Annotated in this window: 16 protein-coding genes; 11 read left to right on the forward strand and 5 right to left on the reverse strand. The window is 66.6% G+C overall.

Annotation, left to right across the window (positions count from 1 at the left end):
• The first annotated feature begins 10 nt into the window (after nt 1-10).
• Entirely contained in the window at nt 11-1,318 is a 1,308-nt protein-coding gene (locus HYU53_03560; protein MBI2220265.1) for a 2-isopropylmalate synthase, read from the forward strand.
• A 68-nt stretch (nt 1,319-1,386) separates the two neighbouring features.
• Here HYU53_03560 and HYU53_03565 read toward each other — a convergent pair whose 3' ends face one another.
• On the reverse strand, nt 1,387-2,250 hold the full coding sequence (locus tag HYU53_03565; protein ID MBI2220266.1) for a sulfurtransferase: 864 nt from the start codon (nt 2,248-2,250) through the stop codon (nt 1,387-1,389).
• A gap of 34 nt (nt 2,251-2,284) precedes the next feature.
• Here HYU53_03565 and HYU53_03570 point away from each other — a divergent pair, with 34 nt between their 5' ends.
• The 3 genes from HYU53_03570 (at nt 2,285) to HYU53_03580 (ending at nt 4,443) form a co-directional block, all read left to right on the forward strand.
• Nucleotides 2,285-3,196, forward strand: coding sequence for an ROK family protein (locus tag HYU53_03570; protein ID MBI2220267.1), 912 nt, complete (start codon nt 2,285-2,287; stop codon nt 3,194-3,196).
• Between the two features lie 78 nt (nt 3,197-3,274).
• Nucleotides 3,275-3,529, forward strand: a complete 255-nt coding sequence (locus HYU53_03575) for a GlsB/YeaQ/YmgE family stress response membrane protein (GenBank protein MBI2220268.1) — start codon at nt 3,275-3,277, stop codon at nt 3,527-3,529.
• Nucleotides 3,530-3,651: 122 nt separating this feature from the next.
• On the forward strand, nt 3,652-4,443 hold the full coding sequence (locus HYU53_03580) for a hypothetical protein (protein MBI2220269.1): 792 nt from the start codon (nt 3,652-3,654) through the stop codon (nt 4,441-4,443).
• A gap of 41 nt (nt 4,444-4,484) precedes the next feature.
• Here HYU53_03580 and HYU53_03585 read toward each other — a convergent pair whose 3' ends face one another.
• The 3 genes from HYU53_03585 to HYU53_03595 form a co-directional block, all read right to left on the reverse strand.
• On the reverse strand, nt 4,485-4,832 hold the full coding sequence (locus HYU53_03585) for a response regulator (protein MBI2220270.1): 348 nt from the start codon (nt 4,830-4,832) through the stop codon (nt 4,485-4,487).
• A 125-nt stretch (nt 4,833-4,957) separates the two neighbouring features.
• Entirely contained in the window at nt 4,958-5,398 is a 441-nt protein-coding gene (gene tsaA / locus HYU53_03590) for a tRNA (N6-threonylcarbamoyladenosine(37)-N6)-methyltransferase TrmO (protein ID MBI2220271.1), read from the reverse strand.
• Complete coding sequence (locus HYU53_03595) at nt 5,398-6,873, reverse strand: sodium:solute symporter (GenBank protein ID MBI2220272.1); 1,476 nt, start codon at nt 6,871-6,873, stop codon at nt 5,398-5,400. The genes tsaA and HYU53_03595 overlap by 1 nt, the downstream gene beginning before the upstream one ends.
• Here HYU53_03595 and speA point away from each other — a divergent pair.
• The 5 genes from speA to HYU53_03620 all read left to right on the forward strand — a co-directional run bounded on the left by speA (nt 6,872) and on the right by HYU53_03620 (nt 11,847).
• Nucleotides 6,872-8,914, forward strand: coding sequence for a biosynthetic arginine decarboxylase (gene speA / locus HYU53_03600; protein MBI2220273.1), 2,043 nt, complete (start codon nt 6,872-6,874; stop codon nt 8,912-8,914). The two genes, HYU53_03595 and speA, sit on opposite strands and share 2 nt — an antisense overlap.
• 101 nt (nt 8,915-9,015) lie before the next feature.
• On the forward strand, nt 9,016-9,591 hold the full coding sequence (locus tag HYU53_03605) for a hypothetical protein (GenBank protein MBI2220274.1): 576 nt from the start codon (nt 9,016-9,018) through the stop codon (nt 9,589-9,591).
• A gap of 60 nt (nt 9,592-9,651) precedes the next feature.
• Nucleotides 9,652-10,062: a hypothetical protein gene (locus tag HYU53_03610; protein ID MBI2220275.1), complete on the forward strand. Its 411-nt coding sequence runs from the start codon at nt 9,652-9,654 to the stop codon at nt 10,060-10,062.
• A gap of 154 nt (nt 10,063-10,216) precedes the next feature.
• Nucleotides 10,217-10,522 carry a helix-turn-helix domain-containing protein gene (locus HYU53_03615; GenBank protein ID MBI2220276.1) on the forward strand — a complete coding sequence of 102 codons (306 nt, stop codon included), beginning with the start codon at nt 10,217-10,219 and terminating at the stop codon, nt 10,520-10,522.
• 8 nt (nt 10,523-10,530) lie between these two features.
• On the forward strand, nt 10,531-11,847 hold the full coding sequence (locus tag HYU53_03620; protein ID MBI2220277.1) for a type II toxin-antitoxin system HipA family toxin: 1,317 nt from the start codon (nt 10,531-10,533) through the stop codon (nt 11,845-11,847).
• A 66-nt stretch (nt 11,848-11,913) separates the two neighbouring features.
• Here the strand turns inward: HYU53_03620 and HYU53_03625 are convergent, their stop codons facing one another.
• Nucleotides 11,914-13,647 carry an L-lactate permease gene (locus HYU53_03625; GenBank protein ID MBI2220278.1) on the reverse strand — a complete coding sequence of 578 codons (1,734 nt, stop codon included), beginning with the start codon at nt 13,645-13,647 and terminating at the stop codon, nt 11,914-11,916.
• 25 nt (nt 13,648-13,672) lie between these two features.
• Between HYU53_03625 and HYU53_03630 the strand changes: the two genes are divergently transcribed.
• Nucleotides 13,673-14,851: an alpha-hydroxy-acid oxidizing protein gene (locus tag HYU53_03630; GenBank protein ID MBI2220279.1), complete on the forward strand. Its 1,179-nt coding sequence runs from the start codon at nt 13,673-13,675 to the stop codon at nt 14,849-14,851.
• A gap of 25 nt (nt 14,852-14,876) precedes the next feature.
• Entirely contained in the window at nt 14,877-16,379 is a 1,503-nt protein-coding gene (locus HYU53_03635; protein MBI2220280.1) for an IMP dehydrogenase, read from the forward strand.
• The last annotated feature ends 8 nt before the right edge of the window (nt 16,380-16,387 follow it).

Consider the following 16,387-nt stretch of genomic DNA (forward strand, 5'->3'; position numbering starts at 1 on the left):
GACCGATGGCATGACCCGTCTGCCGACGGATGCAACGCTAATCTACGACTGGAATACGGCGGGGAACGGCTACCCGCACCGCGACCAGCCGGTGGAGCTGAACGACGAGACGCTGCGCGACGGGCTGCAGTCGCCGTCGGTTCGCGACCCCGCGATCGAGACCAAGATCGAGCTGCTGCGCCTGATGGATCGCCTGGGCATCACCAGCGCCGACCTGGGCCTGCCCGGCGCCGGCCCGCGCGCCTGCGCCGACATCACCGCCCTCTGCCGCGCCATCGCCGACTCGAAGCTCTCCATCCGGCCGAACTGCGCGGTGCGCACGGTGAAGGCGGACATCACGCCGCTCGTCGAGATCTCGATGAAGGTCGGATTCCCGATCGAGGCCGCGACCTTCATCGGCTCGTCGCCCATCCGGCAGTACGCCGAGGACTGGACGCTCGACGAGATGCTGCGGCTCACCGACGAGGCCGTCAGCTATGCGACGTCCGAGGGGCTGCCGGTCATGTACGTCACCGAGGATACCTGCCGCGCCACGCCCGAGACGATCAAGCGGCTGTACTGTACCGCGATTCGCGCGGGGGCCAGGCGGATCTGCGTGTGCGACACCGTGGGGCACATCACGCCGCGCGGCGTCCGCAACCTGGTGCCGTACGTCCGCCAGATGATCAAGGAAACCGGCGAAGACATCAAGATCGACTGGCACGGCCACAACGACCGCGGGCTGGGGGTCATCAACACGATCACGGCGATGACCTCCGGCGTGGACCGGGTGCACGCCACGGCGCTCGGCATCGGCGAGCGCGTCGGCAACTGTTCGATGGACCAGCTCCTGGTGAACCTGCGGTTGATGGGATACATCGAGAACGACCTGACGGCACTGGCCGAGTACGTGCGGGTCGCGAGCGAGGCGACCGAGGTGCCGATCGCGGTCAACTACCCGGTGTTCGGGCGGGATGCGTTCCGCACGGCGACGGGCGTGCACGCCGCGGCGATCATCAAGGCGCGGAAGAAGGGAGAAGACTGGCTGGCCGACCGCGTGTACTCCGGCGTCCCCGCCGGGATGGTGGGGCGGCGGCAATCGATCGAGGTCGGCTTCATGTCAGGCATGTCCAACGTGGTGTACTGGCTGCACGAGCACGACATCGCACCCGACGAACGCCTCGTCGAAGCCATTTTCACGGCGGCCAAGGAGCGCAACCGCGTGCTGAGCGACGACGAGCTGGTGGAGATCTGCAAGTACGAAGCGGCCACGCGCGGTCACGACACGCCGATGGACACGCTGGACACGTGGAAGCGGGAAGTCGAGGAGGCGCCGTAGCGTGGATGTGGGGCGAGCCTTTCAGGCTCGCCCCCGCGAACCCGAAGGGTTCGCGCGACAGCACTCCGCTACTTTTCGATCGGCGCGTTCACGAGGTTGCCCCACTCCGTCCACGATCCATCGTAGTTGCGCACGTTGTTGAACCCGAGGAGGTACTTGAGGACGAACCACGTGTGCGAGCTGCGCTCGCCGATCCGGCAGTAGGCGATCACTTCCTTCTTCGGGTCGAGCTGCTGTTCCGCCTCGTAGATCTGCTTCAGCTCCCCGGCGGTCTTGAACGAGCCGTCCTCCGGGTCGATCGCCCGCGCCCAGGGGATGCTCTTCGCGCCCGGGATGTGGCCGCCGCGCAGCGCCCCCTCGTTCGGGTACTCCGGCATGTGGAGGCGCTTGCCGGTGTATTCGTCCGGGCTGCGCACGTCCACGAGCTGGCCGCGCGCGTTCATGTGCGCGAGCACCTCGTCACGGAAGGCGCGGTGCGGCGCGTCGGTGCGCTCCGGCGCCTTGTAGCTGGCGGGAGCGGGCTTCGGGACGTCCCGCGTCATGGGCCGGCCTTCTTTGTCCCACTTCAGCCGCCCTCCGTCCATCACGCGGGCGTTGGTGTGGCCGAACAGCTGGAACACCCAGAAGGCGTAGCACGCCCACCAGTTGTTCTTGTCCCCGTAGAAGACGATCGTGGTGTCACGCGTGGCGCCGATGCGCGACATCAGCGCCTCGAACCGGTCGCGCGTGATGTAGTCGCGGCGAATCTGGTCGTTGAGATCCTGCGTCCAGTCCACGTGCACCGCGCCCGGAATGTGGCCGGACGCATACAGCAGCGTGTCTTCGTTGGACTCGACGAGGCGGATTGCCGGATCGTGCAGGTGCTGCGACACCCACTCGGTGCTCACCAGGACTTCCGGACGTGCGTACCCCCGGTTCTGAATCTCGGACATGTCTCCGTCTCCCCGCCTGTATTATGACTCCGTGATGCGCATCGGGATCGATCTCGGCGGCACCAAGATCGAAGGCGCAACCCTCGACGGCGGCGGACATATCGTGGAACGGCGCCGGGTCCCGACGCCGCGGGGGGACTATGACGCGACGCTTGCCGCGATTGCGCGGCTCGTGGCCGACCTCGAGGCGGCCGCGGGCGAACGGTGCACGGTCGGCGTTGGCATGCCTGGCACCATCTCGCGCGCGACCTCGCTCGTGAAGAACGCCAACTCCGTCTGGCTCAACGGCCGGCCGTTCGATCGCGACCTGGCGGCACGGCTCGGGCGGGAGGTGCGCTGCACCAACGACGCGAACTGCTTCGCCCTGTCGGAGGCGATCGACGGCGCCGGGCGCGGCTTCCGCGTGGTGTTCGGCGTCATCATCGGCACCGGCACCGGCGGCGGCATCGTCGTTGACGGGCGTGTGATCGAGGGGCCGAACGGCGTCGCCGGCGAGTGGGGCCACAACGCGCTGCCGTGGCCCGGGACAGCCGAGCTGCCCGGGCCGCCGTGCTACTGCGGGCGCCGCGGCTGCGTCGAGACATATCTCTCCGGCCCGGGGCTCGCGCTCGACTTCGAGGCCGCGACGGGGGAGCGCATCGCGAGCGAGGAGGTGGTGGCGCGCGCGGCCGCCGGCGATGCCGACGCGTGCGCGGCGCTCGATCGGTACGAAGGGCGGATGGCCCGCGCGCTCGCCAGCATCATCAACCTGCTCGATCCGGATGTCATCGTGCTCGGCGGCGGACTCTCGAACATCGATCGGCTGTACGACCGCGTGCCCGCGCAATGGCAGCGCTGGGTGTTCTCCGATCGCGTCGACACGCCGCTCGTCCGCCACGCGCACGGCGACTCGAGCGGCGTGAGAGGGGCGGCGTGGTTGTGGAACGGGAGTGTTCCGACACGATGAAGCACACGGGGGCGGACTCAGCCGTATGAACAGGCAAGCGCATTGCACCCCCGGCGGTCCGAAGGTGAAGGAGGATTGATGGGCATCCTTGCATGGATCCTGTTCGGCCTGGTGGTGGGGATCGTCGCGAAGCTCTTGATGCCGGGCCGTGACCCCGGCGGGTTCATTATCACGATCCTGCTCGGCATCGCCGGCGCGGTGCTCGGGGGGTTCGTCGGCCGGGCGATGGGTCTCTACGGCGAGAACGAGTCGGCCGGATGGATTGTCTCCATCCTCGGCGCGATGCTGCTGCTCTTCCTCTATCGCATGGTGGCCCGCCCCCGGCGCGTGTAGTCTGCCTGACATTCCGGCAGGATTTGCCCTGCAGAGCCTGCCGGAAGCCCTTTCGGCGAAGTACAATCTGGCCACAACGACGCCCGCGCGCCCGCCTGCGTGCGGGTGTGCCAGGAGGATTCATGCGCAAGGCTTTCCAGCTCGCCGCGACCGCCGTGGTGGCGCTGATCACGTACACGACCGCCGCCGCGGGACAGGTTGCCGCGACTGCCGGACAGGCCGCGGCCGCCCCGTCGGTCGACGAACTGATTGCCAAGAACCTGAACGCCCGCGGCGGCGAAGACAAGCTGCGCGCGCTGCAGTCGATGCGCATCACGGGCAAGGTCAGCGTGCAGGGCATGGAGCTGCCGATGACCGTCAACGCGAAGCGCCCGAACATGATGCGGCAGGAAATGCAGATCCAGGACAAGAAGGTGGTGACCGCCTTCGACGGCCAGAAGGCGTGGATGATCAATCCGATGATGGGCGCCGATGCCGCGCAGGAAGTGCCCGGGCCGCAGGCGGAGATGACGCGCGACCAGGCGGACTTTGACGGCCCGTTCGTCGACTACAAGACCAAGGGACACACGATCGAGCTGGTGAAGGGGGAGTCGCCGGACGGGGCGGACAAGCTTCCGAACGGCAGGCGTGTGTACACGCTGAAGGTGACCCGCAAGAACGGCCGCGTGCAGCACTACTATCTCGATGCCGAGAGCGGCATCGAGCTGCGCATGTCGAACCAGCTCGAACAGGGGGGGCAGGCGTTCAACATCGACACCGAGCTGGACGACTACAGAGCCGAACAGGGGATCACGGTGCCGCACACCGTGCGCAACCTGATGAACGGCCAGCTGATGATGACGATGACGGTCGAGAAGATCGAGTTCAACCTGCCGCTCGAGGATTCCTTCTTCAGGATGCCGGGCAAGCCGTAGGCTCACCGCCGAAGGCGCGGAAGGCGCAGAAGAATAGTTTCTCAGGCGAGGGCGCCGCTGACGGAGGCGAGCAGATCCTCGCGGGTGCGCGGGCGCGCGCCGAGGTGAAGGAGCCGCATCCGCGGGTTTTCCGCGAAGAGCCGCGGCGAGAAGTCCGATCGGCAGCCTCGGGCGCCGTCCGAGACGAGGAGATCGATCGGCGCGGCGTGCCGCACGGCAGTCACGAGCGCCTGGCCGGCGTGGCGCGCTGCCAGCACCTGGTAGCCCTCCTGCTCCAGCGCGCGCCCCGTTGCCGCCCGCCAGTTCTCGTCGTCTGACATCACGAGGACGGTCGGCAGCCGTCTCGCGCCCTCCGGCACTCCGATAGCGAGCCTGACGGTGAACTGCATGGGAACGCGCGGCTTATCGCAATCCGGCTGCCAGCGCGAATCGGCGCAAATCCCTTGCAGACCGCGGGTCTTTGTCGCGCGTGAGATTACGAAGGCCGAGGGAGATTACAGAACTGTGAGCCGCTTCATTCTTTCTTCCGCGCCTCGGCCTCGGCGAGCCATCCGCGCCGGAGTTTTTCCGGCGGCACGTTCGAGAGGTACGGCTTGATGTCCAGGATGGGCGTCCCGTCCAGCATGTCCACCCCGCGGACGCGCAGCCGCCGTCCTTCCCGCCCGAGCAGCTCCACGACGGTCAGCCCGATCGGGCTGGGGCGGCGTGGAGCGCGCGTGGCGAAGACGCCGTGCGGTCGATCGTCGGAAGGGGGCGTGCCGAGCAACTCGTAGCCGCTGGAGCGATCGAACTCCCAGATCACGTAGAGATGGGAGAAGCCCTCGATGTCCTGCAGACCCGTTTCGAACTCCGGGAGGATCTCCAGAACACCTGCCGCCGTGTGCTCGGCACCCAGGCCCTTGGGAACATCGGCCGCCTGCCGGTGCGGGCTGCGGACGTATCCGACGTGCGTCATCACCGGTGCGCCTCCTCAACTGCGGCCACGTCGCCGGCCGGTCTCCCCCGCAAAATCAATCCCGCACCGACGGCCGCCCACCCGAGCAGCATGCCGACGGTCGCAAGGAAGCCCGGGTTGTTGTGAAACGGTGAAATGCGAAATGCGGCGACCACGACATAGCCCGCCAGCGTTGCCAGCACTCCGGCGGTGACCAGGGCGCGTCCCGCGCGCGGGACGAACATGCCGCACGCGAGCGGCAGAAATGACGCCGAGAAGAGCAGGTACACACCGTACTGCGCGAAGATCGCCACGCTCCCTCCCGTCGGGTGCTCGAGTTGCCAGATGGCGAGCAGCACCGTCACGACTCCCACCGCCGCAAGGCCGGCGCGTCCGACCATGAACGCCGTGCGGTCGCGGCGTTCTCGCGCGAGAAGCGGGTAGAAGTCCGCGGAGAAGGTTGTCGAGAGCGCCAGGAAGATGCCTTCCAGGGTCGAGAGTCCCGCGCAGAGGAGGCCGACCGCGATCAATACCTGCAGCGGCCCCGGGAACGCCGTGGCGATCCACGCCGGGATGGCGCGATCGATTGCCGCGGGTTGTGCAAGCGACAGGCGCGCCCACACGCCGGTCACCAGCACGGTGGTGAAGACCGCCCCGCACGCGATCGCGGTGCCGAGGTACGTGCGCACCTCGCGATCGCCGCGGACGTACAGCGCCTTGCTCATGATGTGCGGCTGGCAGACGATGGCCACGCCGACGAGGAAATTGCAGAAGAACACCTCGAAGACGTTGCGGAAATACGGAGACGCGGGGTTCACCGGCCGGAGAAAGTTGGGGTCGATCGCCGCCAGCCGCGCGCCGGCCCCCGGCTCGGCCGCGAGCAGCGGCAGCCCGTTGGCGATCATCAGCACCGCGACCACCGCCATGATCGAGGCCTGCACGGCGTTGGTCCACGCGTGGCCGGTGGCGCCGCCCAGCATCACTCCCGTCACGACGATCGTCGTCAGGCCGACGGCCACCCACCCGGGCGGCAGGTCCAGCAGCCTGGCGAGGACGACCGACAGGGCGACGACGATGAGCGTCGCGAAGGTGACCAGCCCGAGGGAGAGGACCGCGAAGAGCGCCCTGAGCGCCGTGGACTCGTATCGCGCGCCGATCCACTGCGGGACGGTGAGCGCCTGGACGCGCACGCCGTGGCCGCGGAAGCGTCGCGACAGCGCCACGAGCCCCAGCATGATCCCGAGCCCGGCGCTGACGCCGTAGCCGAAGAGCGCCGAGAGCCCGAATGCGTAGACGAGGCCCGGGTTGACGACGAAAGTGGCGACGCTCGTCAGCTGCGCCGCCAGCGACAGCCCGATCACCCATGCGGGAATGCTGCGGTCGCCGACGGCGTAGGTCGCCAGCGACCGCGTGCGCCGCGCGCCGCGAACCGCCAGCGCGATGGTGATCAGGAAGTACAGGGCCACCGCGACCCACCCGAGCGTCGCTGTCGTCATGTCCCTATGCTACAGCCATGGCCGCCGGTCCACCGCGCGGCGCGCCGCATATCGATCTTCACATTCGCGAAATTTCCTTTATCATGTCCGCGTGAGCACGCAGATCACGCGGCTGCCGAGAGCGTGGCAGCTCGGCGAGCCGTGGACGGTCGCGGACGCCGGTGAGTTGTACGAAATCGACCGGTGGGGGAAGGGGTACTTCTCCATCGACAAGTCCGGGCACGTGCTCGTCCATCCCACGAAGGAGCCGGCCCAGTCGATCGACCTGAAGCAGCTGGTCGATCATCTTCAACTCCGCGGGATCGGCCTTCCGATCCTGGTGCGGTTCCGCGACATCCTGCGGCACCGCCTGAGCGACATCTACCAGTCGTTCCAGGGCGCCATCGCGCAGCACCAGTACGAAGGCAAGTACATGTGCGTGTACCCCATCAAGGTCAACCAGCAGCGGCAGGTGGTCGAGGAAGTGGTGGACTTCGGCCGTCCGTACGGCTTTGGCCTCGAGGCGGGCTCCAAGCCGGAGCTGCTTGCCGTGGCAGCCGTGGCGAGCAACGAGACGCCGATCATCTGCAACGGGTTCAAGGACGCCGAGTTCATCGAGATGGCGATGCTGGCCCAGAAGATGGGCCGCAGGATCATCCCGGTCGTCGAGAAGTACACGGAGCTGGGCCTGATCCTCGACTACGCCGAGCGCGTCGGCGTGCGGCCGCAGATCGGGATGCGCGTCAAGCTGGCGGCGCGCGGCGGCGGCCGGTGGCAGAGCTCCGGCGGCTATCGCTCGAAGTTCGGCCTGACCGTGGCGGCGATCCTGCGCGGCCTCGAAGAGCTGAAGACGCGCGGGATGGAGGACTGCTTCAAGCTCCTGCACTTCCACCTGGGCAGCCAGATCCCGAACATCCGCGTGGTCAAGGGGGCCTTGAACGAAGCCGCGCGGATCTACACCGAGCTGGTCAAGGCGGGCGCGGGGCTCGAGTACATCGACGTGGGCGGCGGCCTCGGCGTGGACTACGACGGCTCGCAGACCAACTTCGAGTCCAGCGTCAACTACACCCTCGAGGAGTACGCCAACGACGTCGTCTATCACCTGCAGACCGTCTGCGACGATGCGCAGGTGAAGCACCCGACGATCGTGTCGGAGAGCGGGCGCGCCGTCGTGGCGTACCACAGCGTGCTCATCTTCAACGTGCTCGGCGTGTCAGGGTTCGGCGAGGAACGCATACCGGATGCGGCAGCCGTGGAAGAGATGGAGCAGCCGCTCGTCGACCTGTACGAAACCTACGAGGGCGTGTCGCCGCGCAACGCGCTCGAGAGCTTCCACGACGCGCAGCAGGCGCTGGACATGGCCATGAATCTGTTCATGGGCGGGTACCTGCCCATCGAGCAGCGGAGCCATGCCGAGAACCTGTTCTGGGCGATCTGCGTGAAGCTGCAGAAGATCGTCCAGCAGATGGACGAGGTGCCCGAGGACCTGCAGGCGCTCGACGAAACGCTGGCGACGACCTACTTCGGGAACTTCTCGCTGTTCCAGTCGTGCCCGGACGCCTGGGCGATCAAGCAGCTCTTCCCGGTGATGCCGGTTCACCGGCTGAACGAGCCGCCCACGGCGCACGCGGTGATCGGCGACATCACGTGCGATTCAGACGGGAAGATCGACCGGTTCGTCGATCGCCGCGACGTGAAGCGGACGCTGCCGCTGCACGGCGTGAACGGCGAGCCCTATTACCTCGGCGTGTTCCTCGTCGGCGCCTACCAGGAAATCCTCGGCGACCTGCACAACCTCTTCGGCGACACCCACGCGGTGCACGTGAGCCTGGACGACAAGGGGAACGTGGTGCTGGACGCCGTCATCAAGGGGGACACGGTCCGCGAGGTGCTCGACTACGTCGAGTTCAAGGCGGACGATCTGGTCCAGAAGTTCCGCGCCGACGTCGAGTCGGCGGTTCGCGACGGCCTGCTGGACTACACCCAGGCCGGCCGGTTCCTGCAGTTCTACGAAGAGGGGCTGCAGGGGTATACCTACCTCGAGGAGCCGCGGGAAAAGTAATCACGCCACACTCCCTTCCGCAAGACATCCCGGGCGCGTGCTACCATCGCGCGGCCCGTTCGCCACGATGCGGCGAAGCGCCCTCCGGGAGGAGATCAGAGATGAAGGTGACGGTGGCAGGAATCGCGGGGGCTCTCGTCGTGCTCTGGACCGCGTCAGCGCCGATTGCGGCCCGGCCGCTGCCGGTGACAGGCATCGCGCAGGTCGATCTGAAGCGCGTCGACGTCAAGAAGGTCGAACGGTTTTGCGACATCGGGTTCAGGTTTGTAGAGAGCGGCATCAAGTTCGACGCGACGAAGCTGCTCGGATTGGGCCTGTCCGTCGATCCGAAGGTCCTCCAGGCGGTGAACAGTCAGGCCGCCGTGCAGATCGCGATCCTCACTCACTTGTGTCATGCCTTTGCGATCGGACAACTGACGTCCGAGCAGTACCTCGAGAGTGTGATGAAGGTGCTGGAGTACGCGAAAGATCTCGAGGCCGTCAGGAAGAAGGCGGAAGAGACGAGCAAGGTGCCCGTCTCGACCAAAGACGACCCGCGGTTGGATCCCGCGGAGGTGGCCAAGGCGGAACTCGGGTTGACGGTGGACTCGTCCATCGACGTAGGAAATGAGATGCGCGTCGTGCTGCGTCGACTCACGGAGCGATACGCGTGCACCTGCCTGCCCGAGCGGAAGTAGGAACGGGCCATTCTGGGGCTGGCGATACCGCCGCGTGACCTGCGGCGTGTAAGAACATCCATGACGGGCGCGATGCGGCACCCGATACGCGGGCTCCTGGTCGGTCCTCTCGCCGCGCCGATTGGCTACTGGGCGGGCGTGGTGGTCCTCGCCTGGACGCAGGACTACCGTCTCGGGCTGTTCCGGGCGCTGCAGGAACTCGTGACGATTGCCGCATTCGCGCTGCCGATTGCCTATGCCGTCACGCTTGCCTGGGGAGTGCCGGTTCTGTTCGCTCTCCGCTCGCTCGGATGGCTGAGAGCAGCGCCGCTCATCGGCGCCGGTGCGATCGGCGGGACGATCGTGGCGATGCTCATCGCGTCTTATCAGCGGGGTAGTCTGATTCAGATACGGATGTCGCTCCCCGCCGGCGCCGCGATCGGCGCGCTGGTCGCAGGCACCACCTGGTGGGCAGGCCAGGATCGCACTTAATAGACTGTTTTTAGTCCATTATATAGATTTAAGGATAAAATATACCTTTTTAAGTACTTTAATAGTTTTTTAAACTGATTAGTTTATCGTCCTTTAAAAGGTCTGTATTTATCGTAGACACGTATTAAAATACTCTAAAAGGGCTTCTACAAAGTTGCAACGCAGTCACGACCTGGAAATAGAGCTGGGCCGGCAAATCCGTAACCTCAGGCTTCGGGAGAACCTCCGTCAAGAGGAACTGGCGGATCGAGCGGGGATCGCGTTGAACGCAGTGAAAAACCTCGAAAACGGCAAAGGCGCTACGCTTCGCTCGCTTATCCAGGCATTGCGAGTCCTCAGCCGGGCGGATTGGCTTCGGACACTTGCTCCAGCCGTTTCAATCAGCCCTGTGCAGATGCTGAGCACAAAGCACCCCCGCCAGCGGGCCTCTCGAAAACGTAAGCAGCAGAAGAAACCGTAGCGACGAACGTGTACATCCCGGTCACCACAATTGAAGTTCGCATCTGGGACAAGAGCGTCGGTGCCGTGGCGCTCGACCCGTCACTGGGTTACTACGCCTTCGAATACCAGCCTGCGTTCGTGAAGTCCGGCGTTGAACTCGCGCCGCTGGAAATGCCGCTTTCGGCAGCTCGTGAACCATTCGTATTCCCCGATCTGCCTGAGCTGACCTACCGCCGACTGCCGGGAATGCTTGCAGACGCGTTGCCTGATGACTTCGGAAACCTTCTCGTCGACGCGTGGATGGCACGCGAAGGAATTCCCAGATCGCAGATAACCTCGCTTGACCGGCTCGCCTATACGGGCAAGAGAGGCTTGGGCGCTTTGGAATTCAGGCCGTCGAGAGGGCCGCGCCGGTCCGCCAAGAGCACGGCGATCCAGCTATCGGCCCTCGTCGAAAGCGCTAGACGAGCTGTGGAGGGCGAGATTGACGACGACGCACATGCGGAAGCCGCGCTCGCGCAGATTATCCAGGTTGGCACATCCGCTGGTGGCGCTCGCGCCAAGGCTGTTGTCTCCTGGAATCCCGCCACAAACGAGATTCGCGCCGGCCAGTTTGATGTGCAACCCGGGTTCGAGCACTGGTTGATCAAGTTCGACGGCGTAGGTGTCGACGAGAGGCTCGGCGTCAGCCAGGACTATGGTCGTATCGAGTACGCGTATTACTTGATGGCCAGCGCTGCCGGCATCACCATGTCACCCAGTCGGTTGCTCGAGGAGAACGGTCGCGCGCACTTCATGACCAAACGCTTTGATCGCGACGTCAATACGAAACACCATCTGCAAACACTCTGCGGCCTAGCGCACTTGGACTTTCGACAGAAGGCCACCCACGACGTCAGTCAGCTGCTGCTGGTGGTTGACCGGCTCAATCTCGGGTACGCATCACTCGAAGAGGTATTCCGACGGGTCGCGTTCAACGCCATGGGCGCGAACTGCGATGATCACACGAAAAACGTTTCGTTTCTGTTGCGGCAGGGTGGAGCTTGGGAGCTGGCGCCGGCATATGACGTGACGCATGCCTACAATCCAAGAGGGGAGTGGACGTATCAACATTTGATGTCGGTGAACGGAAAGTTCGCCGGCATAACCCGAGATGATTTGTTGTTAGTGGCTGACGAGTTCGCAATCGGCACAGCCGATTCCGTGTTGGAACAGGTGGACGAGGCTGTCTCTGCCTGGCCGGACTTTGCGAAAAAAGCAAACGTCAGCCCCGCCGAAACCGCGCGTGTTCAGGCACATCATCAACACCTGTCTCGACAGCGGTTCAAGGCTTCCATCCCGTAGAAGCGGACCTTCTCCGCAACTACCCGATACCCCGATGCCCCGATTCCCCGATGGACACCACTCCCCCTACGGGATCATCGACGGAAACACGTACGCCTGCAGCATGACGATCACCGCCATGATCGTCGCCAGCGCCAGGCTGTGCCAGAAGACGAAGCGCAGAATTCGTCCTTCCTGACCCGTCTGCCCGGTCGCCGCCGTGGCGACGACGATGCTCTGGGCGTCGATCATCTTGCCCATGACGCCGCCGGTGCTGTTGGCGGTGGTGATGAGGATCGGGTTGAAGCCGAGCTGCTCGGCGGTGATTTTCTGCAGGCTTCCGAACAGCACGTTCGAGCTGGTGTCCGAACCGGTCAGCGCCACGCCGAGCCATCCGAGGAACGTCGCGAAAAACGGGTAGAGCGCGCCCGTCTTCGTGAACGCCAGGCCGAGCGTCGCGTCCGTCCCGCCGTACCTGGTGACGAACCCCAGGGAGAGCATGAGCATGATCGTCGCGAGCGACGTGCGCATGCGCCGCAGCGTTCGGCCCGCCACCCTGACTGCGAGCGCGGCGGGGATGCGCAGGTAGAGGATTGTCGCGAGCGCCGCGAGCAGGATCGCGGTGCCCGTGGCCGACGCCCAATTCAGCGTGAACACCGCCGCTTCCGCCCGGCGGGCCCGGTACGCCGGATCGTCGAGGCGGGCGCGATCGACAGGGTCCGGCCGCACCGGATACTCGCGAAAGACGGTGCGGTGCAGGAGCGGCACTTCCCAGCTCGGCGCGAGGATCGGGCTCGACGCCGGCGGCCGGCCCGCGCGGTACCCTGCGAGTCCATCCGGCCCGCCGTTCAGCAGCGCTTTCACGGGCGCGAGGCCCCACAGCATCACGGCGGCGCTGAGGAATACCCATGGCATCCATGCCCGCACGAGCGCCGCGCGCGGTGCGTGCTCGTCGGGACGGATCGCGAGGGCGGGGCCATCGTGTGCCGCATTGGGCCCGTCGGCGGTGGCGGGCTGCCACACGCGGCAGAAGAGCGCGAGCGCGGCGATGGACGTCAGCCCGCCGGCGATGTCCACCAGCTCCGGGCCGACGAAGTTGCTCCAGAGAAACTGCACCGCGGCGAAGCTGCCGCCGCAGATCAGCACGGCGGGCCACACGCCGCGCAGCCCCCGCCATCCGCTCATCGCGACGACGAGCCATGCGGGCACAATCACCGCGACGAATGGCAGCTGGCGTCCGGCCATCATCCCGAGCGTCTTCGCGTCCAGCCCGGTGACGGCTGCGAGCGTCAGGATCGGCGTTCCTATCGCGCCGAACGCGACGGGCGCCGTGTTCGCGATGAGCGACAGTCCGGCCGCGTGAAGCGGCCTGAATCCGAGGCCCATGAGGAGGGCCGAGCAGATCGCGACCGGCGTGCCGAATCCCGCCGCCCCCTCGATGAACGCGCCGAAGGAGAACGCCACGAGCAGGACCTGGATCCGCCGGTCGTTCGAGAGGCGGCCGACCGAGTGCTTGACGATCTCGAACTGGCCGGTTTCGACCGTCAGGTTGTAGAGGAAGACGGCGTTCAGGATGATCCAGCCGATCGGCAGGAAGCCGTAGGCCGCGCCGAAGGCGGCCGTTGCGGCGGCAGGCCCCGGCGGCATGCCGAAGACCGCCGTCGATGTCATAAGCGCGGCGGCCAGCGCGGAAAAGGCGGCCAGGTGCGCGCGCCACTCGAGGACGCCGAGCGCGACCAGCAGCAGCACGATGGGGAGCGCCGCCACCAGCGTGCTGAGGAACGCGTTCCCGAGCGGATCGTAGGCCTGGATCCAGGACACCAGCAACCGCCATATTATGTCCCGCATGCCTCACGCGCTCGCATCCCATCGCGCGGTCAACATCGAGGACCTGAGACGGGCCGCTCAACGCCGGCTGCCCCGCGCCGTCTTCGACTACATCGACGGCGGCGCCGACGCCGAGATCACGCTCCGCGCGAACTGCCGCGTCTTCGAGGAGATGGCGTTCCGGCCGCGGTCCGCCGTCGCGACCGCCGCCTGCGACATCCGCACAACCGTGCTGGGCCTTCCGCTTGCGCTTCCGATCCTGCTGGCGCCGGTCGGAAGCTGCCGGCTGTTCTATCCGCGCGGCGAAGAGGCGGCGGCGCGCGCGGCAGGGGAGGCCGGCACCGCCTGCATCCTCTCGACGCTCTCCGGCTCCCGGCTCGAGGACGTCAAGGCGGCGTCTCGAGGGCCGGTCTTCTACCAGCTTTACCTGCTCGGCGGCCGCGACGTGGCACTGGCGACGATCGAACGAGCGCGACAGGCGGGCATGTCCGCGCTCGTCGTCACGATCGACACACCGGTGGCGGGCCAGCGCGAGCGCGATCTGCGCAACGGCATGAAGCAGCTCACCGGCCCCGGGCTCTGGCCGAAGCTGCCCTTCCTCCCGCAGTTCCTCGCAAGGCCTCGCTGGCTGGCGGGGTTCCTGCGCGACGGCGGCCTGATGAACTTCCCCAACGTCGTGCTGCCCGAAGGGCCGATGCCGTACGCGGACGTCGGCGTGGCGCTCGAGCAGTCGATGACCAGCTGGCGCGATCTCAAATGGATCCGCGACGCGTGGCGCGGCCCCATCGTCGTCAAGGGGGTGCATACCGCAGACGATGCGCGGCGGGCGGTGGATGAGGGGGCGAGCGCGATCGTCGTGTCGAACCACGGTGGCAGGCAGCTGGACGGAGTGAGGCCCACGCTGGAAGTGCTGCCAGAAGCGGTGGAGGCGGCCGGCGGCCGCACCGAAGTGCTGCTCGACGGCGGCATCCGTCGCGGCAGCGATGTGGTCAAGGCGCTGTGCCTCGGCGCCCGGGCGGTGCTCGTCGGGCGTGCCTATGCGTACGGCCTGGGCGCGGCCGGCGGTCCCGGCGTCGCGCGCGCGATCGAGATCCTGCGCAGCGATCTGATCCGCACGATGAAGCTGCTCGGTTGCGGCTCACTCGCGGAACTGGACGCGTCCTACGTCGAGGCTCCGGCAAGGCACAGCTGGACGTGAACCCGATTGACGTATCCTTCCCCGTATGGATTCCTCCCGCTGGCTCCTGGATTCGGTCCAGGGCTGCACGTTTGACGACTTCATCCTCAAGCCGCAGTTCAGCGTGGTCGAGCGGCGCGATCCGGCGCGGCTCGACCTCAGCGCCCGGCTGTCGCGGCACATCACGCTGAAGCGGCCGATCGTGTCGGCCAACATGGACACGGTCACGCGGGCGCCGATGGCGGTCGTGCAGGCGGAGGAAGGGGGCATCGGCATCATCGACCGCGGGTTCCGGAGCGGCGACATCGAGCCGCAGGTCCGGGAGGTCGAAAAGGTCAAGCGCACCCAGCACGGCATCATTTTCGATCCGTACACGATCACGCCCGGCGCCACGCTGGCCGAGGCGCGCGCCATCATGGAGGCGTCGCATGTCGGCACGCTCGTGGTCGTGGACGCCGGCCGGAAGCTGCAGGGGCTGCTGACACAGCGCGACGTCCGCTTCGTTCCGGGGGCGGGACACGTAGCCGAGCGGATGACCCCCACGGCCAAGCTGGTCACGCACGAAGGGGAAATCTCGATTGCCGCCGCCGAGCGCGTCATGATCGAGCGGAAGATCAAGAAGCTTCCGCTCGTTGACGCCGGCGGCCGCCTGCTCGGGCTGATCACCGCCAAGGACATCATCAAGCACCAGCGGGCGCCCTTCTCCACGCGCGACAGCCAGGGGCGGCTGCGCGTGGGCGCCGCGATCGGCGCCAAGGGGGATTATCTCGAGCGCGCCGCAGAGCTGATCAAGGCCGGCGTGGACGTCATCGTGATCGACATCGCTCACGGGCACTCGGCCGTGATGGAGCGGGCGATCGAGCAGTTCCGGAAGCGCTTTGGCGGCTTCGAGCTGATTGCCGGGAACGTGGCGACGGCGGACGGCGCGACGTTCCTCAGGGAGCGCGGCGTCGACGGCATCAAGGTCGGCATCGGGCCCGGGGGCGGGTGCACCACGCGGCTCACGACGTCGTTCGGCGTGCCGCAGCTGCAGGCGCTCGTCGAGTGTCGCGCGGCGGCGGGGCTCGGTCCCGATGCACTGCCGATCGTCGCCGACGGCGGCGTGAAGCGTGACGGCTCCATCGCCCTTGCGCTCCTGTTCGGCGGCGACACGGTGATGCTGGGCAGCGCGTTCGCGGGCACCCTCGAGACACCGGGGGACGTCGTGCAGAAGTCGGTGCTGCTGCCCGAGTCACAGAAGACGGTGAAGGTCCCGTTCAAGGTGCTGCGGGGCATGGCGTCAATCGGCGCCATCAAGGATCGCCTGGACGTCGAAGACGCCGACCAGGTGGACGTGGAGGCGCTCGGCGCGGAAGGCATGGAGATCAGCGTGCCGGTGCGCGGATCGGCGCGGCCGGTCATCTACGACATGCTGAAACACCTGTGCTCGTCGGTCAGCTACGGGGGCGCTTCGTCGCTGCAGGAGTTCCGGGGGATGTTCTGGAAGGATCCGCGGCGCTTCGTCGTCAAACAAAGCGCCGCGGCGCGACGCGAATCGTACGAGCGGTAACTGCTTCT

Source organism: Acidobacteriota bacterium, assembly GCA_016184105.1.
Taxonomy (GTDB): domain Bacteria; phylum Acidobacteriota; class Vicinamibacteria; order Vicinamibacterales; family 2-12-FULL-66-21; genus JACPDI01.